The 26202-nt window shown below is 39.7% G+C and carries 24 protein-coding genes; 17 read left to right on the plus strand and 7 right to left on the minus strand.

The window, feature by feature from the left end:
* Positions 1-4 precede the first annotated feature (4 nt).
* The 11 genes from gspK to pyrF all read left to right on the plus strand — a co-directional run bounded on the left by gspK (position 5) and on the right by pyrF (position 8902).
* A complete protein-coding gene (gene gspK / locus K1T76_RS06110; RefSeq protein WP_230244654.1) occupies positions 5-988 on the plus strand; it encodes a type II secretion system minor pseudopilin GspK in 984 nt (327 codons plus the stop codon).
* Positions 989-1171: 183 nt separating this feature from the next.
* Positions 1172-1768 carry a 6-pyruvoyl trahydropterin synthase family protein gene (locus tag K1T76_RS06115; RefSeq protein ID WP_230244656.1) on the plus strand — a complete coding sequence of 199 codons (597 nt, stop codon included), beginning with the start codon at positions 1172-1174 and terminating at the stop codon, positions 1766-1768.
* Positions 1769-1805: 37 nt separating this feature from the next.
* Positions 1806-2519, plus strand: a complete 714-nt coding sequence (ung, locus tag K1T76_RS06120) for a uracil-DNA glycosylase (protein ID WP_230244658.1) — start codon at positions 1806-1808, stop codon at positions 2517-2519.
* Complete coding sequence (locus K1T76_RS06125) at positions 2516-3637, plus strand: enoyl-CoA hydratase/isomerase family protein (protein WP_230244660.1); 1122 nt, start codon at positions 2516-2518, stop codon at positions 3635-3637. The genes ung and K1T76_RS06125 overlap by 4 nt, the downstream gene beginning before the upstream one ends.
* A 29-nt stretch (positions 3638-3666) precedes the next feature.
* Positions 3667-4194: a tRNA adenosine(34) deaminase TadA gene (tadA, locus tag K1T76_RS06130; protein WP_168460259.1), complete on the plus strand. Its 528-nt coding sequence runs from the start codon at positions 3667-3669 to the stop codon at positions 4192-4194.
* 66 nt (positions 4195-4260) lie between these two features.
* Positions 4261-4692, plus strand: a complete 432-nt coding sequence (locus K1T76_RS06135; protein ID WP_168542463.1) for an SRPBCC family protein — start codon at positions 4261-4263, stop codon at positions 4690-4692.
* A 17-nt stretch (positions 4693-4709) separates the two neighbouring features.
* Complete coding sequence (gene cmk / locus K1T76_RS06140) at positions 4710-5402, plus strand: (d)CMP kinase (protein ID WP_230244661.1); 693 nt, start codon at positions 4710-4712, stop codon at positions 5400-5402.
* 120 nt (positions 5403-5522) lie between these two features.
* Complete coding sequence (rpsA, locus tag K1T76_RS06145; RefSeq protein WP_168419003.1) at positions 5523-7199, plus strand: 30S ribosomal protein S1; 1677 nt, start codon at positions 5523-5525, stop codon at positions 7197-7199.
* Between the two features lie 160 nt (positions 7200-7359).
* Entirely contained in the window at positions 7360-7665 is a 306-nt protein-coding gene (locus K1T76_RS06150; protein ID WP_230244663.1) for an integration host factor subunit beta, read from the plus strand.
* A gap of 17 nt (positions 7666-7682) precedes the next feature.
* Positions 7683-8048 carry a lipopolysaccharide assembly protein LapA domain-containing protein gene (locus tag K1T76_RS06155; RefSeq protein WP_004976771.1) on the plus strand — a complete coding sequence of 122 codons (366 nt, stop codon included), beginning with the start codon at positions 7683-7685 and terminating at the stop codon, positions 8046-8048.
* 173 nt (positions 8049-8221) lie between these two features.
* On the plus strand, positions 8222-8902 hold the full coding sequence (gene pyrF / locus K1T76_RS06160; protein ID WP_230244665.1) for an orotidine-5'-phosphate decarboxylase: 681 nt from the start codon (positions 8222-8224) through the stop codon (positions 8900-8902).
* Between the two features lie 132 nt (positions 8903-9034).
* On the opposite strand, the gene K1T76_RS06165 is transcribed toward pyrF, so the two are convergent.
* A complete protein-coding gene (locus K1T76_RS06165) occupies positions 9035-9940 on the minus strand; it encodes a lysine exporter LysO family protein (RefSeq protein ID WP_230244666.1) in 906 nt (301 codons plus the stop codon).
* A 67-nt stretch (positions 9941-10007) separates the two neighbouring features.
* On the minus strand, positions 10008-11486 hold the full coding sequence (locus K1T76_RS06170; protein WP_230244668.1) for a flavin-containing monooxygenase: 1479 nt from the start codon (positions 11484-11486) through the stop codon (positions 10008-10010).
* Positions 11487-11685: 199 nt separating this feature from the next.
* On the opposite strand from K1T76_RS06170, the gene K1T76_RS06175 reads away from it, so the two are divergent.
* From K1T76_RS06175 to K1T76_RS06185, 3 genes are all read left to right on the plus strand, one after another.
* On the plus strand, positions 11686-12693 hold the full coding sequence (locus K1T76_RS06175; RefSeq protein ID WP_230244670.1) for an AraC family transcriptional regulator: 1008 nt from the start codon (positions 11686-11688) through the stop codon (positions 12691-12693).
* Positions 12694-12782: 89 nt separating this feature from the next.
* A complete protein-coding gene (zapE, locus tag K1T76_RS06180; RefSeq protein WP_230244672.1) occupies positions 12783-13937 on the plus strand; it encodes a cell division protein ZapE in 1155 nt (384 codons plus the stop codon).
* 357 nt (positions 13938-14294) lie between these two features.
* Positions 14295-16460 carry a malate synthase G gene (locus K1T76_RS06185; RefSeq protein ID WP_230244674.1) on the plus strand — a complete coding sequence of 722 codons (2166 nt, stop codon included), beginning with the start codon at positions 14295-14297 and terminating at the stop codon, positions 16458-16460.
* A gap of 658 nt (positions 16461-17118) precedes the next feature.
* Here K1T76_RS06185 and K1T76_RS06190 read toward each other — a convergent pair.
* Entirely contained in the window at positions 17119-17583 is a 465-nt protein-coding gene (locus K1T76_RS06190) for a MarR family winged helix-turn-helix transcriptional regulator (protein ID WP_004976754.1), read from the minus strand.
* Positions 17584-18359: 776 nt separating this feature from the next.
* Between K1T76_RS06190 and K1T76_RS06195 the strand changes: the two genes are divergently transcribed.
* Positions 18360-19883 (plus strand): TerC family protein, encoded by a 1524-nt coding sequence (locus tag K1T76_RS06195; protein WP_230244676.1) that lies wholly within the window; start codon positions 18360-18362, stop codon positions 19881-19883.
* Positions 19884-20157: 274 nt separating this feature from the next.
* Here K1T76_RS06195 and K1T76_RS06200 read toward each other — a convergent pair whose 3' ends face one another.
* Positions 20158-21018, minus strand: a complete 861-nt coding sequence (locus K1T76_RS06200) for an alpha/beta hydrolase family protein (RefSeq protein WP_230244678.1) — start codon at positions 21016-21018, stop codon at positions 20158-20160.
* A 142-nt stretch (positions 21019-21160) separates the two neighbouring features.
* Between K1T76_RS06200 and K1T76_RS06205 the strand changes: the two genes are divergently transcribed.
* Positions 21161-21613, plus strand: a complete 453-nt coding sequence (locus K1T76_RS06205; protein WP_019836508.1) for a hypothetical protein — start codon at positions 21161-21163, stop codon at positions 21611-21613.
* Positions 21614-21781: 168 nt separating this feature from the next.
* Here K1T76_RS06205 and K1T76_RS06210 read toward each other — a convergent pair whose 3' ends face one another.
* Together K1T76_RS06210 and brnQ are read right to left on the minus strand one after the other, a co-directional pair.
* Positions 21782-22018 carry a hypothetical protein gene (locus tag K1T76_RS06210; protein ID WP_070154559.1) on the minus strand — a complete coding sequence of 79 codons (237 nt, stop codon included), beginning with the start codon at positions 22016-22018 and terminating at the stop codon, positions 21782-21784.
* A gap of 570 nt (positions 22019-22588) precedes the next feature.
* On the minus strand, positions 22589-23881 hold the full coding sequence (brnQ, locus tag K1T76_RS06215) for a branched-chain amino acid transport system II carrier protein (protein WP_230244680.1): 1293 nt from the start codon (positions 23879-23881) through the stop codon (positions 22589-22591).
* Positions 23882-24234: 353 nt separating this feature from the next.
* Here brnQ and map point away from each other — a divergent pair, with 353 nt between their 5' ends.
* Entirely contained in the window at positions 24235-25029 is a 795-nt protein-coding gene (map, locus tag K1T76_RS06220; protein ID WP_230244682.1) for a type I methionyl aminopeptidase, read from the plus strand.
* Positions 25030-25251: 222 nt separating this feature from the next.
* Here map and K1T76_RS06225 read toward each other — a convergent pair whose 3' ends face one another.
* Positions 25252-26151, minus strand: a complete 900-nt coding sequence (locus K1T76_RS06225; RefSeq protein ID WP_230244684.1) for a LysR substrate-binding domain-containing protein — start codon at positions 26149-26151, stop codon at positions 25252-25254.
* Positions 26152-26202: the final 51 nt, after the last annotated feature.

The following is a 26202-nucleotide window of genomic DNA, read 5'->3' on the forward strand; positions in this document are numbered from 1 at the left end:
GGCAATGTATTCGAAATCGACTCAGCGCTTAGGTAGCATCATCAAATCACAACAAGGCATCGCCTTGATTACGATTTTGATGTTGGTTGCTTTAGCCACGATTTTGGCAGCGACCATTGCCAAGCGGCAAATGTACACCAGTGAAAATACCGCGTATTTGATGCGTCAAAATCAGGCATTGTTATATGCCAAAAGTGCCGAAGTGTTTTTTGCAGAATTACTACAAGATGATGCTGAAAATGCAGGCCAAGTCGATTACTTACAAGAAAACTGGGCAAAACCAATGCCGCCATTTCCAGTCGAAGATGGTTATGTATCGGGTGTGCTGCAAGATGAGTCGGGGAAATTTAATTTAAATAGTTTGCTGACAACCGAAGACCAAGTAAATGAAAACGCAAAAAAATATTTTGAAAAACTGTTGCAGCGTGTCGGACTACCTGCGCAATTAAGTGAAGCCGTGATTGACTGGCAAGATGCAGATGATGCACCGAGTGGCGCAATGGGGGCAGAGTCGAGTTATTACCAAGGTTTGCCAACCCCTTATTTACCGCCGAATAGCTTATTTCATAGTGTTGAAGAATTAAAACAAGTTCGTGGCTTTGAAGGAGCGAAGTATCAGCAAATTGCGCCTTATGTAGCTGCCCTGCCAAAACGGGATACAACTATCAATATTAATACTGCACCTGGTTTGGTTTTGGCGAGCTTAGATGAAAAACTGGATGTGGTTACAGTGCAAAATCTACTTGATCGTCGGAATGCCAATTTGGAGCACTTTAGCAATGTAAATGCTTTGTGGGAGCTAGATGGCTTTCAAACTGTCGATAGCGCGCTCCGCAATGAATTTACAAGTTTATTGGGTGTGCAATCACAATATTTCAAAGCCAAAATTGAAGTGGTTTTGGGCGAGCGCAAACGTCAATTTAGCAGTGATTTGGTGCGTAGCGAAAAATCTGTCAATGTTAGTGGACGAAGTCTGGCGCCATTTTAAGTATTTATCATCGACCTTGACTTAGTTATTATCATTTGGATGTAAATGCCTTGCAGGTCTGTACTGAAACTGATCATTACGATTTTTGTCTGGCAATCTGCGGGCTAAAATTGGCTTATTGTTCACGTTTTGCATTATAATTAAAAAGAATATCCCCCAAATATTTTGAAGACGTTAAGACCCATGTTAATTCGAAAGTTATTTAAGTTTGAAAATGCGCATATTGTGCGTAATTGTACTTCAGACCGCTGTAAGCGCTCGATTCATGGTCATAGCTATAAAGTAGAATTATTACTGAAAGCTTCAAAACTTGATCATGGACAAATGGTGTATGACTTTGGTTTGCTTAAAGGCGTAATCAAAGAATTATTTGATGCCTTCGATCATGCCATTTGTTTTTGGGATCAGGACGATCCTGCATATATTCAAGCCTGCAAAACATTCAGCGCACGCTGGGTTTCTTTACCCGTATCGCCATCGGCAGAGCAGTTTTCACGTATTTTCTTTTATTTGGCGCAGCAAGTTTTGGCATCGACCATCACACAAAATGGGGAAGGTGATGTGGAGGTTTATTCGGTGATTGTGCATGAAACTGATACAGGCTATGCACAAAGCTTTTTGGAAGATATTGAAAATGCACAGATGGGATTACTGAGTCTTGATCAAATTCATTTTTCTGAGCAAGTACAGATAGAGTGGTCAGATCCACAGATGTATGAAAAATTAAAACAGGGGATGACATTCCAAAACCCGAATGTTGAGTTACAAGTTAAACTTTAAATCACATCATTAGACATCAACAAGGATTGATAGCGGTATGTCTTTTACTGAGCAGCAATATGCGAGCTTAAATAAAATTCAGTTAGATGAGAGTTGGAAATATAATCTAACCGAATTTTTATTGAGTCCAAAAATGGATGCGCTACGCGATTTTTTGTTGCAAGAAAAACAACTGAATAAGGTGATTTATCCACCAAGTTCACTGATATTTAATGCTCTAAATACCACGCCTTTAAACCAGGTGAAAGTCGTGATTATTGGGCAAGATCCTTATCACGGACCTAACCAGGCGCATGGACTTAGCTTTTCTGTACAAAGAGGGGTTGCATTACCTCCATCTTTGCGTAATATTTTCCATGAGTTACATACAGATTTAGGTGTGCCTATTCCAAGACACGGTGATTTAACGCATTGGGCAGAGCAAGGGGTATTGCTGCTCAACAGCGTGTTAACTGTAGAGGCAGGACAACCGACCTCGCACCAAAAGCAGGGTTGGGAAGATTTTACAGATCATGTGATTGATGTGTTAAATCAACAACGTGAGCATATTGTGTTTATTTTGTGGGGCGCATATGCACAACGTAAAGGACAACGTATAGATCCAAATAAACATCTGATTTTGAAGGCAGCGCATCCATCACCATTGGCAGCAAACCGTGGGGGTTTCTTTGGATGTAAAGTATTTTCAAAATCTAATAATTATCTTAAACAAAATGGCATTGAGCCTATAAACTGGCAGCTGGACGCATGACACATTCTCCCATTTCTAAAGAATATCATCCGGATTTAATTGTCGAAGAAGCAAATAATGGTTGGCGCATTGTTCGTTTGAATCGCCCAAAATCTTTACATGCTTTAGATGAATCTATTGTTTCTGCATTATTGGCAGTATTCCAAGACTTCCATACAGACGATAGCGTAAAAGCTATTTGGCTTGATTCGACCACACCAAAAGCATTTTGTGCAGGTGGTGATGTGCGCAAGTTACGTCAGCTTGTCATTAATGATGAAGTTGCAACTGCAAATAAGTTCTTTGAACAAGAATATGCGTTGGACTTGTTGCTACATAACTATGCTAAGCCTGTTTTAGTGTGGGGTGAAGGTTATGTCATGGGTGGTGGTTTAGGTCTATTTATGGCTGCACCATTTCGTTTGGTGACACCTTATTCGCGTTTAGCTATGCCAGAAATTAATATTGGTTTATACCCAGATGTAGGTGCAACCCGTTTCTTGGCAGACCGTGGTGCGATTGGTTTGTTCACTGGTTTAACAGGTTCAATCATGACTGCAGCGGGTGCTTATGGTATTGGTTGGGCAACGCATATTTGTGATGCACCACGTGCTACAGTCTTAGAAAAAGTCATTAATATTGATTGGAATCATTACCCTGCAGGGGATTTTCGAGCCATTGATGACACCTTGAACAGTATGCATCGTCCTGTAGGGCCGGGTCCGTTACAAAACTCTTTGGATGTGATTCAAAGCGTGTGCCGTGGTGTGAGTTTTGAAAGTGATTACGAGTCGATTATTGGTTTGAGTGATGCGCGTAGTGACTGGTTGCGCCAAGCCAGCGAAAATCTACAAAAAGGTTCACCAACCACAGCGGCTTTAACTTGGTTGTTATGGCAATGGGGCAAGCAAGTTCATTCTTGGAATGAAGTTTTTGAACTTGAAACTCAAATTTCCGACTGGAAAATCCGTCACGCAGATTTTGTAGAAGGTGTGCGTGCGCGTTTAGTTGATAAAGACTTGGCACCTGCATGGCAACAAAACGGCAAGATTAATCTCAAAAATATTTTTGTAGATAATCCACCTGTGACCACTATTGAAAGCTGGAATGAATTGTTAAAGCAATACGAAATTATTTAATTTTTCATTCTATTTCGCTGTTATTTTGAATGTCAGAACAACACTATAGTGATGAAGATTGGATGCAGCTTGCTTATGCGCAGGCTGCATTGGCTGCGGCACAGGGAGAAATTCCTGTGGGTGCAGTGATTGTGAGTCAAAATCAAGTAATCGGTGCGGGCTATAACGCACCTATTTCTTTACATGATGCAACTGCACATGCTGAAATTGTGGCTATTCGTGCTGCTTGCGCCAATATTAAAAACTATCGTTTACCTGAAGACGCAACCTTATATGTCACCTTAGAGCCTTGCACCATGTGTGTGGGGGCATTGATTCATGCGCGAATTAAACGGGTAGTGTTTGGCGCGACAGAACCCAAAGCGGGTTCATTAATCAGTGCCAGAAAGCTTTTAGAATCGGGTTATTACAATCATATTTTTGAATATCAATCAGGTTGTTTAGAGCAACAATGCTCGAGTCAGTTAAGTGATTTTTTTAAAATGCGTCGTGCACAAAAGAAACAACAAAAGCAGCAACAGCTAATAAATGACCTAGATGATCAAAAGCAAACCTGAGTTTTACTGCTGATTTGCGTTAAACTGAATGACAGATCATTTAATAATTTATTCTCAGGTCTTACCATGAATGCCATTCAAATCAAAAAAGAATTTAATGCGCCTGTGTCGCAGGTTTTTGAATTACTGTCTAAACATGCGACATATAACATTGCCTTTGCGCCTATGCAGGTAGTACGTGTGAAAGATTCAGCTGATCCTGAGCGCCCTGATGGAGTAGGTTCTGTACGTCGCATGGGTATTGGGCCAATTAAGCCTTTGCAGGAGCAAATTACTTTGCTCGAACCGAATCAGCGTATTGAATATAAAATCATTAAAAACCCATTGATCAAACATCATTTGGGGGTAATTGAATTTCAGGATATGGCTGATAATAAAACTTTGGTGACCTACAGCATTGAGTTGCAAACTCGTGTGCCATTTGTGAGTAAGGCTATTTTGGCTCAGCTAAAAACTGCAATTAAAATTGGCTTGTCTAAACTGGCCAAATCTCTCTAAATCATTACGGAAACATCATGACCGTTCAAATTATTACCATAGATGGCCCAAGTGGCTCAGGTAAGGGTACCTTAGCTGCAAAACTGGCAGCACATTATCAATTTCATTTACTTGATTCAGGCGCTTTGTATCGTTTGCTTGGTTTGGCTTTGCATAAGCAAAATCTGTTAGATCGTTTAGATACAGAGTTGCAAGCGTGCATTAACATCGCAACGCACTTAAATATTCAATTCGTAACCCAATCAGACGCAACTCAAGTGCTACTAGATGGTGAAGATGTTAGCCAAACTATTCGTACTGAACGTGTAGGTGAGTATGCTTCTAAAGTGGCAGCTGTGCCAGAACTAAGAAGTGCATTGCTTGCCCGCCAGCACGCTTTTGCCCAAGCGCCAGGCTTGGTGGCAGATGGGCGAGATATGGCAACCAGTATTTTTCCTGCAGCGCAAGCCAAAATCTATTTAACGGCTTCGGCAGAGTCACGTGCACAAAGACGTGTAAAACAGTTGCAGGGTATGGGGCTGGATGCTAAAATAAGCGACATTTTAGCGAATATCCAAGCTCGCGATAAACGTGACATGGAGCGCACTGTTGCTCCGCTTAAGCCGGCAGATGATGCTTACATCATTGATAGTTCTGAACTGAACATTGATGAAGTATTTGCATTAATGACGACTTATGTCGATCAGAAGCTTGGTATTAGCCGCGCTTAATAGGCGCGAACCCAATATATTCAGCGAACGCATAGCTTGATCAGTTTTATACGGACTATGTAGACGCTTAACTAAACCGGCCTTGTCTGATCCAAGACCGCTGACTTTATCAGGTATATCATGACCGAATCTTTTGCAGCCCTCTTTGAAGAAAGCGAATTAAACCTTAACGTTGAAAAGGGTGCTGTCATCCAAGGCGTTGTAGTAAGCATCGACTCTGACTGGGTAACAGTTGATACTGGCCTTAAATCAGAAGGCGTTGTAGACCGCGCTGAATTCTTAAACGAACAACGCGAACTTGAAGTTCAAGTTGGTGACACCGTTGATGTTGTTGTTGAAGCACTTGACAACGGTATGGGCCAAACTGTTTTATCACGTGAAAAAGCAAAACGTGCTGAAACTTGGACTAAACTTGAAAAAATCTTTGAAGACGGCGAAATCGTTACTGGTGTTATCTCTGGTAAAGTTAAAGGCGGTTTCACTGTAGACATCGGTCCAGTTCGTGCGTTCTTACCAGGTTCTTTGGTAGACACTCGTCCTATCCGTGACACAACTCACCTTGAAGGCAAAGAGTTAGAGTTCAAAGTTATCAAACTTGATGCTAAACGTAACAACGTTGTTGTATCTCGTCGTGCAGTGATGGAAGCTGAATCTTCAGCTGACCGTGAAGCACTTCTTGCTCAGCTTGAAGAAGGTCAAACTGTTACTGGTACAATCAAGAACCTTACTGACTACGGTGCATTCGTTGACCTTGGCGGTATTGATGGTCTTCTTCACATCACTGACATGGCTTGGAAACGTATCAAGCATCCATCAGAAGTGGTTGAAGTGGGTCAAGAAGTTACTGTTAAAGTACTTAAATTTGACAAAGAGCGTAACCGCGTATCTTTAGGTCTTAAGCAATTAGGCGAAGATCCATGGTTAGCGATCATGAGCCGTTATCCTAAAGGTTCTATCGTTAAAGCTCGCGTAACTAACTTAACTGACTACGGCTGTTTCGCAGAAATCGCTGAAGGCGTTGAAGGTTTAGTTCACGTTTCAGAAATGGACCACACAAACAAAAACATCCACCCATCTAAAGTTGTTCAGATTGGTGATGAAGTTGATGTTATGGTTCTTGAAGTTGACGAAGAGCGTCGTCGTATTTCTCTTGGTATCAAACAAACTCGTGCTAACCCATGGGAAGAGTTTGCTAAGAACCACGACAAAGGTGAAAAAGTTTCAGGTACTATCAAGTCAATCACTGACTTCGGTATCTTCATCGGTTTACCAGGCGGTATCGATGGTCTAGTTCACTTGTCTGACATTTCTTGGAACGAGCAAGGCGAAGAAGCTATCCGTCGTTACAAGAAAGGTGACACTGTTGAAGCAGTTATCCTTTCTGTAGACGCTGAAGGCAACCGTATCAGCCTTGGTATCAAGCAATTGAACAGTGATCCATTCAACGATTTCTTAGCTGCTAACGAACGTGGTGCTTTGGTTAAAGGTACAGTAACTGCTGTTGACGCTCGTGGCGCAACTGTTAAGTTAGCTGACGAAGTTGAAGCAACTCTTAAAGCATCTGAAATCAACCGTGATCGCGTTGAAGATGCAACTAAGTTCTTAGAAGTTGGTCAAGAAGTTGAAGCGAAAATCATCAACGTAGATCGTAAATCTCGCTCTATCAACTTGTCTATCAAAGCGAAAGACGAAGCTGAAGAGAAAGAAGCAGTTGCTAACTTGAAAACAGCAGCTAGCGGTCAAGACAATGGTCCTAAGACTATTGGTGATTTGATCAAAGCTCAAATGGGCAACTAAGTTGCGGGTAAACTGTATTGTTAATGTAAATTAACTAATACTTTTTACACAAATACTGTAAACGGTAGCGTAGTATTCAATTATTACGCTACCGTTTTGTATTTAAACAGGTTATTATCAGTTTTAGGTAAAAGTAGCTTGATAATTAAAGAGGTCGCAGATGACTATTGAAGCACTTAATAAGTCTGACTTGATAGAACGAATTGCTTTGAAAAATCCACATCTGGCTGAGCCATTGGTGGAAGAAGCTGTTAAGATAATGATAGATCAAATGATTGCATCACTATCGGCAGATAACCGAATTGAAATTCGTGGATTCGGTAGTTTTGCATTGCATCACCGTGAACCACGTGTAGGTCGTAACCCAAAAACAGGTAAGTCTGTAGAGGTTGCTGCTAAAGCTGTACCGCATTTTAAACCAGGTAAAGCACTACGTGATGCAGTAAACGAGTCTGTAAATAAATAAAATTCCTAGGGGTGTTTATGCGTTACGTTCTCGTCGCTATTTTAGTTATTCTGTTTGGATATTCTCTGGCATTGGTTTTGCAAAACGGCACTGAACTTTCAGTAGACCTGTTATTTACTCAAGTGCCTGCAATGCGTTTGGGTTTATTGCTTCTGATTACATTGGCGCTCGGTTTGGTGCTAGGGTTATTGTTGGGCGTGCAAGTATTTCGTGTATTCCAAAATAGCTGGGAAATTAAGCGACTACGTAAAGATATTGAATATCTGCGTAAAGAGCAAATTCATGCAGCTCAACTTGCTGCTGCTGAAGCTGCTGCGCATACTCGTCATGAAAAAACGGTATTAGATGTGCATACTGAGGATCGTTCTTCTAATGCACTTTAAATTACTCTGTTGAGCGAATTGATCATCAACACCTCAAGGTTCTTTTTGGGGTGTTTTTTTATGTGTATCGTTGAGCATATTGTTGCGATGAGCGATAAGCTTTCTTTTGACTATCTGCGTGGCACGAATCACTTTATAATAGTGACTCTTTGTCAAATCCATAGGTAATTCTCTTGAGTATCATTGTTGCCCTCGATGCTAAAAGCCAATATGACGCCTTAACCATTGCAGAACAATTAGACCCTGAATTATGTCGAGTAAAAGTTGGTAAAGAGTTATTTACCCATGAAGGTCCAACCGTCGTGAAAGCCTTACATGACAAAGGTTTTGAAGTTTTTCTGGATTTGAAATTTCACGATATTCCAAACACCACAGCTCAGGCAGTATGTGCTGCAGCAGACTTGGGTGTGTGGATGGTCAACGTGCATGCTTCAGGTGGTCGAAAAATGATGGAAACCTGTGTGGAGCGTTTAAAAGCAGGGAATTATCAGACCCAACTGATTGCGGTGACAGTGCTCACTTCTATGGGACATGAGGATTTAAAAGATTTAGGTTTAGATATTGAGCCGTTTGAACAAGTTCAGCGTTTAGCCAAACTCACTCAAGAAAGTGGTTTAGATGGTGTGGTGTGTTCTGCACAAGAAGCCAAAATGCTACGTGAAACTTTAGGACAAGATTTCGCCTTAGTGACCCCAGGGATTCGTCCTGAAGGTTCAAATGCTGATGATCAAAAACGTATTGTGACTCCAAAACAAGCCATGCTAGATGGTTCTACGCATTTGGTCATTGGTCGGCCAATTACAAAATCTGAAAATCCGCGTCAGACTTTGAAAGATATTTTAGTGACGCTTTAAATTTAACATCTGTAACTCTTTTCAAAGGGAGATAAATCCTCTCAATCTCTCTGCCAGAGGGAGAGAGGACAGTTATGTAAATCTTCTCACTAACTTTCTCTCAGAGTGAAACAGAACAATTGTTGATTCTTGTTAAATCACTGCCAACACACTTACAGCAATGGGTGCAAGGATTGACAATACAAATCCACTAACCATGGCATGCGGAATATAATCGTTGCCACAGGCTTGTTTGACCATGGGCAAAGTAACATCCATTGCAGTTGCGCCTGCAGCAGAAATTGCAGCACGTGGATAACGCCATCCCAAGATATACATCAGCAATATCGCAAAAATCTCTCTGAATAAATCATTCATCAAGGCGATACTACCCAGTTCGGCATTGCGTAGTTCAGACACGACAATCCCGCTCATGGAATAAAATCCATAACCTTGTGAGAGCATAAGCAAGTCTTGTAGAGTGATGGGGAGCCAAAGTGCGCAAAGTAGTACCCCAGCAACTGAACCGAAAATACAGCCTACGGGCACCATTAAAATTTTCCAATTCAGCCAAGATCGATCTAAAGGCGAATAAGCAAGATCGAGTCCAATCATCCACATAAACAGCAACAGCAAATACCAAGTGTTGATCTGAACTTGGAACTCCATAAAACTGAAAACTAGATGGAGCAAGTAGCCTGCTAATAGTGCAAAAAATGCATAGCTGATATTGATGCATGATTGAATCAACAATTGTAATGAAACTTTGCCTTTCGTTGCTTGCAGCACCAAACCTTTGTAAAGCAAATAGCAACACAGAAAAGCACCGATTGAAGTAGCAAAAGCAATCTGTAAAGCGGTCATGAGAATATAGGATGGTTGTTGTAGTGAACTGAGCGTGTGCGAAAATTCCATCGCAATTGCAATCAGCAGGATATAGCTAAAATATGGAAGCAGTTTAAACGCAATTTTTTCGATTATTCGTGGAAGGCGTTTTGCCAGTACAAAGCCAAGGCATAAACAGCAGAGTAATTGAAAAATCAGCCAAAGAGATTGCATGAGATCAACAGGTAGGAGGAGGATAAAAACCTGTTGATTATGCCAGTTTGCTTTTAAAAGCGGAAATTTATACCGCTTTGCTGATTAATCTAAAATCACTAGGATGCAGCGACTTGGTTTTTAGCCAATATTTCCAAGTATAGGTTGGCCAAAGGGCAAAGTTTTTTCCACCTTCTTGTTGATACCAACTTACACATCCTGATTGCCAAACTGTGTTATTCAGCATATCTTGCACATCGTGGTTAAATTGATCTTGTACTTGATCTTTCACTACAATTGCATTGCTCTGTGATTGTGACACTAAATCCATCATTTGCAGAATGTAATCGACTTGCGATTCGATCATAAAAATAACCGAGTTATGCGCCAAAACTGTATTTGGCCCAAGCAACTGAAACAGGTTCGGAAAACCTTTGTGGCTAATGCCGTAATAGCTTTCTGCGCCATCTTTCCATGCCTGTTTTAATTCAACGCCATGTTCACCAATGCAGCTAAATGGCTGTATATAGATACGCGGATCGGTAATAAAGCCTGTGCCATAAATCAGACAATCAATTTTTCGCATTTTACCATCTTTGGTGATGATACTGTCTGCGGTCAATTCCTGTATTGCATCAGTCACTAATTCGACATTGTCACAGTTAAAAGTCGGGAAGTATTTATTGGACACTAAAATACGTTTACATCCCATAATGTAGTCAGGGGTGAGTTTTTGTGCCAATTGCTTGTCTTTGACTTGAAAACGAATAAATGCTTGTGCCAGTTTTTGGGTATATTTCATCACGCTAGGTTGCATGATTGGAATTGCGCGTGATTCATTTGACCAATATAAACGAGCGCGATGCAGCTTTCTAAACCAGTCCAGTCGTTGAAAGATTTTTTTCTCTAAAGCTAAATATTTACGTTCATCCCTTGGAATAACCCAAGCTGCGGTCCGTTGCATCACATACAATTGTTTGACTGTGGGTGCAATTTCGGGAATATATTGAATGGCGCTACCGCCTGTGCCAATAGAGGCCACCACTTTGCCGTTTAAGTTGTATTGATGATCCCATTGCGAAGAATGAAAAACCTTGCCCTGAAACTTTTCAATCCCTTGAATGTGAGGGATTTGCGGTACATGCAGTGGACCAGAAGCAAAGATTAAATATTGGCAACTTAATTGTTTGCCATCTTTTAAAGCAATGTGCCACGCACAGTCTTTTTCATGGTATTCGGTATGCACCACTTCACTGTTAAATTGGCAATATTCACGAAGATTAAACTGTTGCACCACATCTTGAATATACTGAAAAATTTCTGGCGCTTCGGCATAACGTTTTGACCAGTCAGTTTTGGGTGCAAAGGACAATGAATACAGATGCGACTGTACATCACAAGCCGCACCTGGGTATTGATTTTCACGCCAAGTTCCACCCACTTCATTAGTCTTTTCTAAAATCACAAAGTTATGAATATTGCGTTGTAATAGTCGAATCGCCATGGCCAATCCACCAAAGCCTGCACCAATAATTGCGACTTGATAATGTGCTGCTGCATCCTGCATGAAGGTATCCTTATATTTATTTTGTTTGACTTGAGTTTGTTTGACTCAGGTCTATTTAACTTAGGTTTGTCAATGTCAGGATAGAATAAGCCAGCATGCGCGAACATGATCGTGCTGACATAAAAATTGATATTTTCGGCAATTTCTATCTGTGGACGAATCGGGTAAAAAGGATATTCCGTGTCACACTGTTCATTTTATGAAAAGATCCATACTTGGCTTGATGTATTTAATACAAGGCATGCGTAAAGCAGGCGTTGATGTCGATGCAAAATTGGAAAGTATCGGCTTGCATGCAGATGCGCTTGACACCAGTTCGGTGATTCATCCAAGTCTGGAGTGGGATATTTTAAACGTTATTGGTGCAGATGTTGAACCTGAAATGGGGCTGTTTATTGGACAGCATTATGCTTTGGCAGGTTATGGCCCTTTATTGATGTTATTGGTAACCAGTCCAGATATTGCCACTGCACTAAAAAAAGGGATTCAATATCAGGGATTGACGCATTTAAGCGGTAAACTGAGTTTACAACATAGCAAGCCACACGTGGCATTGTGTTATCAACCCAATGATTTACACAATAATTTAGGTTTGTTGCGCGCACAGTGTGAAATTTCAGGCACCTTCAAATTTATTCAAGACCTATATAAAATGATGGGGATGAGTGCGCCACGTATTCGCATAGAATTGCCATTTGCACAGCCGCAGCAAAGTGAAGTTTTACAAACTTTTTATGATTATTACGGTCAAGATATTGTTTTTAATCAACCACAAGCAGCATTTTGGTTTGATGATGCTGTACTCACCGCACGTATTCCATCTGCCGATGCAGTCACTTTTAGCAGTTATGAAGCCAAGTGTATAATTGAGTTAGAGCGACTTAAACTTGAAGATGATACGCCTTCGGTGGTACAGCGCGTAAAAGATTATTTGGAATTACAACAGGGCAGTATGCCAAGCATGGCAGAAACAGCTCATGCTTTGCAAATTCCGGAACGGACATTGCGCCATCAACTGCAACAACAGAACACCAGTTATAAACAAATTCGTGAAGATCTCATCAAAGATAAAGCATTGAGATTAATTGAATATCAGGAATATTCAATTGAAATGATTGCAGAGTTACTTGGTTATTCAGAACCCGCCGCATTTAACCATGCCTTTAAGCGATGGTTTGGACAAAGTCCACGCCAATATACGAAATAGCCTAAGTATTTTGCAAACTATGCGAAAGTGCTATATCACCCGATTCGATCTTCGTTATAATCTAAAAGCCCCAATAAGTACTGATGAATATGTCTGATTTTAATTCACCACAAACTACAGCCTTTACTCCATTATCGCCTGCTGAGCGTTATGCACAAGCTTTAGCCTCTGGACAATTTATGCCAGATGATGCGCAGGCACAGGCTGTACACGAACTTGAGCGTGTGTGGCAGGAATTAATTCAACGCTATAAAGCATCAAAAAAAGCGTTCCGACGTTTCCGCCGCCAGACAGCACCACAGGGTGTTTATATGTGGGGTGGTGTGGGGCGTGGTAAAACATGGCTTATGGATCAGTTTTACGACTCGATTCCATTTAGACGTAAAACACGTATGCACTTTCATCACTTTATGCAGCATGTGCATCGTGAACTGAATAAACTTTCAGGGCAGCGTAATCCGCTCGATTCTGTTGCAGACCAAATTTATAAAGATGCTGTGGTGATTTGTTTTGATGAATTTTTCGTATCTAACGTGACAGATGCGATGATTCTGAGTGAATTGTTCCAGAAATTATTCCATCGAGGTATCACTTTAGTGGCAACCTCTAACATCGCGCCAGACGGTTTATATAAAAATGGTATCCATCGAGATCGTTTTATTCCAACCATTGAAATGGTCAAAAAACATTGCCAAGTGCTAAATGTCGATGCTGGTGTAGATTATCGCTTACGTGTTTTGAAACAGGCGCAATTATTTAAATCGCCTTTAACACACGATAATCAAAACTGGATGGCACAGCGTTTCAGTGCTTTGAGTAATACTCAACATTATTCTTCTGAGCCAATTATTATCAACCAGCGTATTGTTGAAACAATTGCTCATACTGAAGATGTCTTGTGGTGTGAATTTTCAGAACTGTGCTTTAAACCGCGTAGTCCTGCAGACTTTATTGAAATTGCCAACATCTACAATACGGTTTTGGTGAGCAATGTGCCACATTTAACCGACTTCTTATCTGAAGGAACACGTCGTTTTATTTATTTGGTCGATGAATTTTATGATCGTGGTGTAAAGTTATTACTGACTTCTGAAGATTCGATTATTGAAATTTATCAGGGCGAAAAACTGGCATTTGAAATTGAACGCACGCGTTCACGTTTATTGGAAATGCAGTCTGATGATTACTTAAATGAAGAACATCGACAGATACAGGCCACCGAAGCCAAACATCAAATCAGTTGATCTTTTAAGCGCCTAGAACTAGGCGCTTTTTTATGATAGAAAAGATGTGAATGTTGGTTTTATCGACATTTTGTCATAAACATGGCTTAATCTTGAAAGGTTGCAATAAGACTGACGCCGATTTTTACAACAAAATCTGAACTTAAGTCTAATTTCGACATTTCAAAAACTTTATACACTGTAAAAGTGTATTTAGATTGGTAATAGTGTCGTGTTTCTGAATAGGATTTATGATAATTGTTGCATTCATCTTGTAATAAATGATCGTTATTTTGAAATGTGATAATACTATTCAGCTAAATATAAATCAGTATACTAGAATCTCTTGTATAAAAAGTAGCAATATCAGGAAAGACAATGACTGCACGTATTCAAAAAGGCAAGTTAGCGATTGCTAAAGAACTTTACGATTTCATCGAAAATGAAGCATTACCAGGTTCTGGTTTAGACAGTGATACATACTGGAAAAACTTTGAGCAAGTCGTTGTCGATCTTAGCCCTAAGAACAAAACATTACTCGCAAAGCGTGATGAGCTTCAGGCTAAAATTGATGAATGGCACCGCAATAATACATTTGAATTAGAAGCTTACAAAGCTTTCTTGACTGAAATTGGCTACTTATTACCAGAAGTAGAAGATTTTCAAATTACCACCGAAAATGTTGATGAAGAAATCGCATTATTGGCTGGTCCACAGCTCGTAGTACCTGTACGTAACGCACGTTACTGCTTGAACGCAGCCAACGCACGTTGGGGTTCATTGTACGATGCACTTTATGGTTTCGATGTCATCTCTGAAGAAGATGGTGCGGAAAAAGGCAAAGGCTATAATCCGAAACGTGGTGAAAAAGTTATCGCATTCGCGAAAAACTTCCTGGACGAAACTTTCCCATTGGCACAAGGCTCACACGCCGATGTCACTCAATATGCAGTTGAAGGCAATGCACTGGTTGTAACGTTAAAGGACGGCTCAACTACAACTCTTGCTGACGCATCTAAATTTGTTGGCTATAACGGCGAAGCTGCTGCACCGACTGAAATCGTGCTGAAAAATAATGGCTTGCATGCGCTGATTCAAATCGATGCAAACAGCCCGATTGGTCAAACTGATGTAGCTGGCGTGAAAGATGTGGTGCTTGAAGCCGCTGTAACAACAATCCAAGACTTGGAAGACTCTGTTGCAGCAGTAGATGCTGAAGAAAAAGTAGAAGGCTACCGTAACTGGCTAGGCTTGATGCGCGGTACGCTTGAAGAGTCTATCGAGAAAAATGGCAAGACCATTACTCGTAAGCTAAATGCTGACCGTACCTTCAAGAATTTGGAAGGTGGTGAAACTAAAGTTCACGGCCGTTCATTGATGCTTCTTCGTAACGTGGGTCACTTGATGACAAACCCGGCAATCCTTGTGGATGGCGAAGAAATCTATGAAGGTATCATGGATGCGTTGGTAACACCGCTTCTTACGATTGCTGATATTCGTGGCGAAAATACAATTAAGAACTCTCGTAAAGGTTCTATGTACATCGTGAAGCCGAAGATGCACGGTCCTGCAGAAGTTGCATTTGCAGTAGAACTGTTTGAGCGTGCTGAACAAGCGCTTGGCTTGCCAGCAAAATCAATCAAAATTGGGATCATGGATGAAGAGCGCCGTACCTCTGTGAACCTGAAGAACTGTATTGCTCAGGCGAAAGATCGTACTATTTTCATTAATACAGGCTTCATGGACCGTACCGGTGACGAAATCCATACCTTCATGGAAGCAGGTCCATTCGTTCGTAAAGGCGAAATTAAAGGCCAAAAATGGTTCCCGGCTTACGAAAACCGTAATGTAATGATTGGTCTGCAAACTGGTCTGCGTGGTAAGGCACAGATTGGTAAAGGTATGTGGCCTAAACCAGACATGCTGTTAGACATGTACAAAACTAAGACTGAGCATCCAGAAGCCGGTGCAAGCTGTGCATGGGTACCATCTCCAACAGGTGCAGTGATTCACGCGATTCACTACCATCAAATCAATGTAGCAAACCGTCAGCAAGAATTACTTGCAACTGAGCCGCTACCTCTAGATGACCTATTGACTCCACCATTGGCAACAGACACCAACTGGACTGAAGAAGAGAAACTGAAAGAACTGGAAAATAACTGTCAAGGTATCTTGGGTTATGTGGTTCGTTGGGTTGACTTAGGTGTGGGTTGTTCAAAAGTTCCAGACATCAACGATGTAGGCTTAATGGAAGACCGTGCAACTCTACGTATTTCTTCGCAACATGTAGCAAACTGGTTACGTCACGGAATTGTAACACGTGCACAGGTTGAAGAAGTGATGCAGCGCATGGCGAAAATTGTAGATCAACAAAATGCTGATGATCCACTATACACGCCTATGTCTAAAGACTTTGCTAACAGCATTGCGTTCCAAGCTGCTTCTGACTTGATCTTCAAAGGTGGCGAGCAACCTTCTGGTTATACAGAGCCACTTTTACACGCAGCTCGTTTAAAGTTAAAAGGTTACACAGGTGACTAATCCTCCAAGGATTTGACTTACTCATTGTGTAATCCAAACAAATGAGCCTCTTCGGAGGCTTTTTTGTTATCTGTATTTGCAGTATTTTTCGTGATAATTTTATCGCTACATGGGTACAGGATGTACTTTTTCTGTTAGAAAACGCCACCAAACGTCAAGCTGAGGAGTGGAATGAAAGCCAATTTAGATGTTGCGAAACGACAAATAAAGCAAAATTTAAAATCACTTGCACAGGAAAATATGTGTAAAACTGCTTCGACTATGATTTTAGCGGTGATGATAAATTAAGTATTCAGCGATATATGAAATTTGCGGTTTAAAGAGATGGCAGGGTTAAGAAGAAAATATTGGATCTGCGAGTTACATTAGCAGGGATACCTCTGACCATGTTTTGATGAAGTAATTTCATGTGCATAGGTCTGTTAAACGCAGTGTTATTGTTATTCTACTTGCACGTTTAGATGAAGTGCTGACTCTGAAACCACCTCACATACACTGCTTTGTGCAGGTCTTTCCTGTAGATGAGTTCGAGTGTTCGCATGTACAAACAAAAAAAGATCGAAAACATTAAGACGCCTTCAGCTCAATGTTTTCGATCTTTTAATGCACTTTGAACCTAAATTGGGAATTGGAAAAGAGTAGAAAAATAATACGATGTTTAGCGTGCTAAATTATTAAAAATATGACGTAAACTTTCCATCATTTTTTCAATTTGTAGGGGAGTTAGACCATCAAAAGACTGCTCTAAAACAACGCTAGTCAGATCATTAATTTTGTTGGTCATCTCATTGCCTTTTTCTGTAAGCACGACACGAGTGATACGCGCATCATCGTCACAAGAATAAGTTTCAACCAAACCTTCATCTTTTAAACGATAAACAATTTTAGTTGTAGTTGACATTTTTGACACCACCATGTCTGACAAATCAGACACACTCGCATGTGCTTTTGACCTTAATGCCAATAAAATACGACGGCGTGAATTATCTAACCCATACTTTTTAAGCGCCTGATCAACATTTTGTACATATTGCGCATGTACTTGTGTGACCCAATAATACGGAAACTGTTCAATATCATATTGGTCGGCTGATGGTAGAAATTTTGAATATTTCTTGGACATTGCATATTCCCTGCATTGTTTTAATTGTATTTTTGATGTTTCACATTTTATGTGAAATCTCATGTGCTTAGCAAGATGCTTTCAGTGGCTTAAATTTGGTTGAAATCTGAAGAAATATAATGAATATCGATTTAAAAGCTGGCTTTGCCATGGCTATTTTTCCAAGCGCGTAGGCATTTGTTTATGTCCAACCCACATTCATGTGTCATATCAATTAATCCTATAGAATTGTTTTAGTTTGGATTATCAGTGAATTATCCTGTTTTGTAAGTTGAATTATCAATTTGACCATCAGCTTAGGCTGCATTTTATTAAAAAAAATATATTTGTACACTTGGCTTTTAGGTGAAAGTGCGGACTACTGCGCTGGATTTTACGGAAAATTTATTAACCTTGGTCTAATTTATAATCAATAATTCTTGTTTATCATTATGTTAGACTTGTATTGAAGTGTAGATTGGTTTGAGGTTTTAATCTATGACTAATGCGTCTAAAAATACATTACAATTCATTTGACATTTTTTAATCCATTCTCAGGATTTTTGTGCTGCTGTTATCGATCTAAAAAAATTAAGAATATGAAAAATAAAGTAAAAACCATCTTATAGATCAAATGGTTTATTTTTTTAAAAAAATTAAAAATATAATTACAAATGTTCAAGATTGTGCATAATTAAGCTATCTATTGCTAAAAAGGTTACTTTTATGGATCCGTCGCCGTGCGCAGGTCTACTTTATATTTCGATTTCTGCTAACTATCTCGGAGATATGAACTGATGGAGTTTTTATTAGATCCGGGAATATGGGTTGGTTTAATTACACTTATTATTCTAGAAATCGTATTAGGTATTGATAACCTAGTCTTTATTGCAATTCTTGCAGAAAAATTACCCCCAGAACAGCGTGATAAAGCCCGTGTCATCGGCTTATCTTTAGCGTTGCTTATGCGTTTAGGATTGTTATTTGCAATCTCTTGGTTGGTTACTTTAACCGAACCGTTAATTACCATATTTGAAAAAACCTTCTCAGGGCGTGACCTTATTCTTTTGGGAGGTGGTTTGTTCCTCGTCTATAAGGCTGTAGGAGAACTGCATGAGAAGATGGAAGGTAAACCCGAAGTCAAAGTCACGACCAATGTGGTTTATGCAGGTTTTACGGCAGTTGTTGTACAAATTATTATTTTAGATGCAGTTTTCTCTTTAGACTCAGTCATTACCGCAATTGGTATGGTCGACAACATCTATGTGATGATGGTTGCGATGGTGGTTGCAATGTTGGTGATGTTATTTGCATCTAAGCCATTAACCGCTTTTGTAAACCGTCATCCAACAGTGGTGATTTTGTGTTTAAGCTTCTTATTGTTAATTGGTATTAGCTTGATTGCAGAAGGTTTTGGTTTTCATATTCCTAAAGGTTATATCTATTCGGGTATTGGTGTTGCGATTGCAATTGAAGCATTTAACCAATTTGGTCAGCGCAATGCTGCAAAGCATGAAGCAAAAATTCCGTTACGTCACCGTACTGCAGATTCAATTTTAAAATTGATGGGTGGTCGAGTTGAAACTAGTAGCCCTGATATGCATAACGAAGCCCAAGAAGCGTTTGCGGATGAAGAGCGCTACATGATTGGTGGTGTCTTAACATTGGCAGAACGTTCAGTCGCATCAATTATGACGCCACGTAGCCAAATTTCATGGGTCAATATTGAAGATTCACCTGAACAAATTCGTGAACAGATTTTATCTGTACCACACAGCTTATTTCCAGTGTGTCGTGGTAGTTTGGATAAAGTCATTAGCATTGTACGTGCCAAAGAGCTGTTGGATGTCTTAGATGAAGAAGAAGAGCTCAAAGCTTTAATTAAACGCCAGCGTCCAATTTACATTTTTGAAAAAATGAAAGTGATTGATGCGATCAATACGTTGCGTACTTCTAAAGGTTCTTTGGTTTTAGTCAGTGATGAGTTTGGTAATGTTCAAGGTTTGATCTCACCACTGGATGTGTTTGAAGCGATTGCAGGTGAATTCCCTGATGCAGACGAGCAGTTGGATTTGGTTAAAATCAATGATAATGAATGGAAAGCAACAGGTATGTTGGATTTATATCAGCTTGAACTTGAACTGGGTATGATGGATCTGATTGAAGAAGATGCGGGTTATATTAGTGTCGCAGGGTTGATTTTAGATAAAACCCAAGGCGAAGTTCAGGTAGGTACGCAGTTGGATTATCAAGGTGTGCACTTTGAAGTGACAGAACTTGATGACAACCGTATTAAAACTGTGTTGATTCGATTACGCTAATTGCTAAACATAAAAATCTATCATTTAAAAAGCTCTGCTGAAATGGTGGAGCTTTTTTTATGGCGCAATAAAAAGATGGTGATATTCCATTCTGAAAATTTGTATCAACAACAAATCTGGATTTTAAAAGTTGAACATGAGCAGCGTTTAATATGGTATAAAAAGAAGCAACCAAACAGGATTACAAATTTGGTTGCTTAAACAGTGAAAAAACAAAAAGCGAGAAACTAAAACCACAAAATGTCTAATTTGTAGGTGACGTCATCACTGAAAATTAAACTTCCAATTGATTTGCAATCACATCCCATAAATTTTGATGTGATTTTTTAAACATTGCCATGTGTCCAATGGTTTTATGTTGATAACGCTCTGGTTCGAGTTCAATCATACTGGTCGGTGCTTGAGGATAGAGACGCAGTAAATCTTGTACATTGGCTTTAGTGGCAATTTCATCATCCGAACTCCAAATAGAAGTAATTGGGCAGCGAATATCATCGTGATAATGCTCTGTAACTGTTTTACCAACGGCATTGATCACATAACCAGGCTTGCTACAAAATTGTGCCCATTGTCGAGCCACATTTTTAGGTAAGTTTTCCCCCATACCAATCGCATTGGTTGGACCATAACCATGTGTAATTCTAGCAAGGGGGAAAATAAGATTAAACATCACTGGAGCTAGTAGGCGAGTACGACCTTTCAAACCTTTTGTGTGGCCTGTAGAGCCAGATACAGCGACCACTTTTGCCACTTTATGATATTCAGGATTAATCCCTAGTAATTGTCCGCCTGCACTATGTCCCAATAAAACGACCTGTTCGGCTTGTGTTTTTTGCAGTAAAGTATTGACTGCTGCAGGAATATCCAACTGCCCCCAATCAACAATGCTGGCTTGACATTGTTTTAATGGTTCATGCAATGAATCACCAATACCACGAAAATCAAAACACAGCACAGCATAGCCTTGTTCATTTAACCATGTGGCAAAAGCGTGATAAAAACTTTTGGTAATGCCTGTCGCGGGGCAAATCAAGACAGGTAGACGCTGTGCTTGCGTATATTGATTTGGATAATAACGGGCAGCTAGGGTATAACCATCTGCACAAATAATATTTAAGCTTTCAAAAGTGCTCATAATGTTTTTAAAAATGATAAGAATAAATTTAATTTACACGAGTTCTAAAAAGAGACTTGCGTTAATTCTGACTCTAAAGTCAAGCAGAGTGGTCTGTGAGTGTAGTTAAATAACCGCACGAAAAATAAAAAGAGTGTTCAGCATGGAAAGTTTATCTTTGGCAGTGCGCCTTGCGATTATCTTTAGTGGCATATTTTTATGGGTGGGGATACTTACAGGCGTGTGGAAATATTGGCAAATTCGTGCTTCTGCCCAAGCGCGTGCGCATTATTATGTGGATATTGCACATCGCAGTAGCTTGTTATATGCGCCTGCGAGTTTAATTTTAGCGGTCTTGGCTTATTTTTGTATTTGGGATACGACTATTATTTTAATTTGTGTCATTCTAAATTTAGCATTTTTCAGTTTTTCTATTCTGAGTTATATCTTGCATGGATTGCTCAAAGACACCACCAATCAATTTAAACAACCGCATCAAATTGCAGCATGGACGTTACCAAGTTGGTGCATGAGTTTGGTAATGCTGTTATTAATTATGGCTGAATTGGGCGGGACGAGTGTGTTATTGCTCGGTGCAATCTACGGATTGTTGTAATTCTAATTGCTCAGTTTAATTTTTCTTAGGGGAGGGAGAAGATTTTCAGATGTTTGCCGTTAAGTGGTGAGTAGAATCTATTTGATGAGTTTGGCGGCAGAGGAGTGATCCATCTGCCGCAAAGTGAAAGTGAAAAAAAGCTAAAATGAATGGGTGTTCGGGTAAAAATTAATGAATTTCTACGTTTTTATGTTTACGAAACTTTTGGTCAATAGATGTCCAAATCGCAAAGGCTATACATACCAATAAGGCATATAAAAAATAGGTTGGTTTCAAATTGCCTTGAATTGAGCCTTGTAGCAATAGGGTCAGCATTAGTGCAAAAGTTGTGCTTAAAAAAGTAACTAGATTGTGGTTAGCCTTCAGAGCGTTAATGAAGACTTGCGTAGTGAAATGTGAAAACATCTCCATCCCTCCTTATTATAAATTACTAAAATCAGAGCGTTTTAGTCAGATTGGTTATATTGTTCTACCTTATTTTGGAAACTATTTCAAGTCCTTATAATCATATTTTGATAAAAAACATCATTTCTGTAAGAAATATCACTATTTACTATCATTTATATAAAAAATAATAAAAATTAGCGCGTTTTTTAAGTCATATAAATAACATTACAATGGTACTTGCATATTTTATGCCAGCTATTTTTGAAGGCGACTATACGACTTTAGCGTTAATTTGAGATGTGTTTAAGATTGGTGAATGATTCATTTTGTTTTATTTTTTTATTGAAAATATTTTAATTTCAATTCTTTATTATTCCTAAAGATTAATGGAATGTGTTCTGATCCTTGCTGATAAATTGTAAAAAGAAAACAGCTTTGGTCAAAAAAACAATAAGTGTGGGTTTGGGTAAAACCTGACAATTATTGTCTAACTTAAATTCGTATTTGGATAAAACACGCCTTTAATACAATGCAGCTTCAAAATAGAGCGCAACTTGAAAACATAGCCTAGCTCGAGATGCGTAATGGTTATTTTTTCATTCGATCACGAATTGCAGCAAATATAAAAATCAGCAATGCAGGAAACAACCAAGCGAGGTTTTGTTCGCTCAGCGGTAAATTGGTCAGTGAGGTCGGCAAAAATCTGGCTAAGTCTGCAGCCTTCATTGCATCAATGATACCAAAGAGCAATGCAACTGCCGCAGTAGGTGCAATCACACGGGTTGGAATACGGAACAATCCCCAAAAAAAGCTGAGTAAAATGACTACAATTGCTGGTGGATAAATCGCACTTAAAATGGGCACTGAAACTGCAATCAGCTTGGTGAGTCCAAGGTTAGAAATGACAAAAGCAAAGCCCACTAAAATAAATACCCAACGGCGGTAGTGAATTTTAGTAATTTGTTCAAAATATCCTGCACATGCGCATGTTAGTCCAATCGCAGTAACCAAGCAGGCAATAAAAATCATTGCAGCTAAAAATACCGAGCCAAATCCGCCAAAGGCATGTTGTACATAAGCGTGTAAAATTATCGCACCATTACTGGCATTGGCTGCAACATCATGACTGCCCATTCCCAGTTTGAATAGACTCAGATAAACTAGAGTTAAACCCACCCCTGAAATTAAACTTGCCCAAACGGCATAGCGGGTGACGAGTTTTTTGTCAGTCACCCCGCGTGAGCGAATCGCATTAATGATAACAATGCCGAATACCAATGCACCTAAAGTATCCATGGTGAGATAACCATTAATAAATCCTTCAGATACAGGACTGTTCACATAATTGTGAATTGCAGGTGAAATTGTACCTGTTGGAATAATAAAGGCAGTGATGCCTAAAATGAGTAGTGACAAAATTTTAAGTGGGGAAAGCACATACCCCACTGTGTCTAAAATTTTGTGTGGATACAGTGAAATCAGCATCACCAAAGCAAAATAAACGAAGCTATATATGAATAAGGCGCTGGTGGAATCGCCAAAATAGGCTGAAAAACCAATTTCATAAGATACTGTTGCTGTACGTGGCGTGGCGAAAAGTGGACCGACTGCTAAATAACAGATGACTGTTAAAATTAAGCTCGCGGTTTTGCCCAAAGGCGAACTTAAAATTTGTATAGAACCTTCAACACGTGACAACGCCATGATGGTAATGACGGGTAAGCCAACGGCGGTAATAAGGAAACCGAACGCAGCAAGCCAGACGTGTTCGCCCGCTTGTTGTGCCACGATAGGTGGGAAAATAATATTACCTGCACCAATGAACAGTGCAAAGGTCATAAAACCCAAGGCAATAATATCCCGTGTGCGTAAATTCGTCATGGGAGAGAAAATGAGGTGTAAACAAAAGAAAGCGATTTTAGTAGATCGAGCTCTAATTTTCTAATTGATTTTACGGGTTGTATTCATAGTTTATATGGTATGTGTGTTTTTGCTGTTGTAATCTTCAATATAAAAAATTAGATAACTTGCTGTTTATTCAGATACTTTTTAAAAAGAACTGATCCCGATAATATGGTTTGCTGATCTGGTGTGAGTTTTAATTGCGATTTTAAAAGGTTGGTTTTTAAACAAAAAACTGTTGGTTACATGAAGATGGATACATGTTTGGCAAATTAAGCGGATTTTACAAGCTGAAAGGGCTATAATCTTAGGCTTCAGGTTAGGAGTTCATCATGCGCGCCCTTAGAGTCAGTATTAAATCAGAGCAAGATATCGAGAAATTACGCATTTCGGGGCGTTTGGCGGCTCAGGTGTTACAGATGATTGGTGAACATGTCAAACCGGGTGTCACAACAGCATATTTAGATGATTTGTGTCACGATTATATAGTAAATACCCTAAAAGTAATTCCTGCCAATGTGGGTTATCACGGTTATACCAAAACCACCTGTATTTCACCGAATGAAGTGGTCTGTCATGGTATTCCATCAACCAAAACTGTCCTTAAAGATGGTGACATCATCAATATTGATGTGGCGGTGATTAAAGATGGTTTTTATGGTGATACCAGTCGTATGTACTACGTGGGACAGGTGAAACTAGAAGCCAAAAAACTGGTGGATACCACTTATGAGGCGATGCGTGCAGGCATTCATGCGGTGAAACCAGGTGCGACTTTGGGGGATATCGGCTATGCCATTCAAAGTGTGGCGCATCGTGAAGGATATAGCATTGTGCGTGAATATTGCGGACATGGTATTGGAAAGGTTTATCATGAACATCCAAGTGTGCTGCACTATGGTCAGCCTGGACAAGGTTTGGTGCTTGAAAAAGGTATGGTATTTACCATTGAGCCGATGGTGAATGCGGGTAAAGCACGTGTGAAAGAGCTGAAAGACGGCTGGACGGTGGTGACTACTGATCAATCGCTTTCTGCACAATGGGAACACATGGTTGCCGTGACTGATACTGGTTTTGAAGTGTTATCACCTTGGCCAGAAGGTACGGGGAGTTATCCTGAAATTTGATAAGCGAATGCTTTCAAGTTAAGACTGCTAGATAAAACATTAGACTTTAGTTTTAAACGCCTTGTTAGAAAATAAACAATCGCTATAATTTAAATCAAAGATACTTGCTGTAGTTTCTTTGTTTCAACTTTCTTATTTTAGATTGTAATTTTCAAAGCTTATCTGTCTTAGATAAGCTTTTTTTTTTTGCTGTTGAGTATCTGAAATCCTATAGGTCTTGTACTAACGAATGGTCAGTTTTTCGACCAAATAGTCAATAAATACACGTACAGCAGGTAATAAACCCCTGCGTGAAGGGTAGACCGCATGGAAAATGCCGTGAGGCGCATGCCAGTCGGATAAAACGCGAACTAATTCACCCGATGCAACATAATCTTCAACAATAGTGTCAGGCAATAGCACAATGCCGCAATTTTGTCGTGCCAATTGCGCCAACATCATTAAGTCTGAACCCATAACCGTAGGATTGACCTTAATTTTTTTTGGTTGCTGTTGTTGGTTATGTACGACCATGAATTGATCTAAATGCTCATCCGACATGCTTAAAATTTTATGCTGACTTAAATCTTCAGGTTTTTTCAAATCACCAAATTCGTTTAAATAAGCTTGACTGGCAAATAAATGTTGTTCGATTTTACTGAATTTGCGAATCACCAAACTTGGATCGTCATCTAGATTGGAGCGGACACGCAGTGCAATATCAATCCCTTCGTTGACGATGTCGACACGACGGTTGCTGACAATTAGCTGTACTTTAATTTCAGGGTAGGCTTTCAAAAATTCAGGCAAAATTTTGGCAATTTCATTTTGCGCAATTGAAACAGGTAAGCTGACTTTAATCACACCCCTTGGTTCAATGCTAAAATGATCGACCAAATTGTGTGCGGCTTGGGCCGCATTCATCATCACTTGCGCATGACGATACACATTCATACCAATTTCTGTGACTGCAAAATGACGTGAACTGCGTTGAATTAAGCGTACGCCTAAGCGTTCTTCTAGGTTGTGTACGCGTCGGCTAAGTTTGGATTTTGGAATATCGGTGGCGCGTTCTGCTGCACTAAATCCACCGTGTTCGACCACTTGGGCAAAGCAATAAAAATCATCCAAATCTGTAAGCATGAATAAATTCCATTTGTGCAACAATACTTAAATTAAAGTGTTATCGTTGCA

The organism is Acinetobacter sp. PW68, from assembly GCF_020982655.1.
Classification (GTDB): Bacteria; Pseudomonadota; Gammaproteobacteria; order Pseudomonadales; family Moraxellaceae; genus Acinetobacter; species Acinetobacter towneri_A.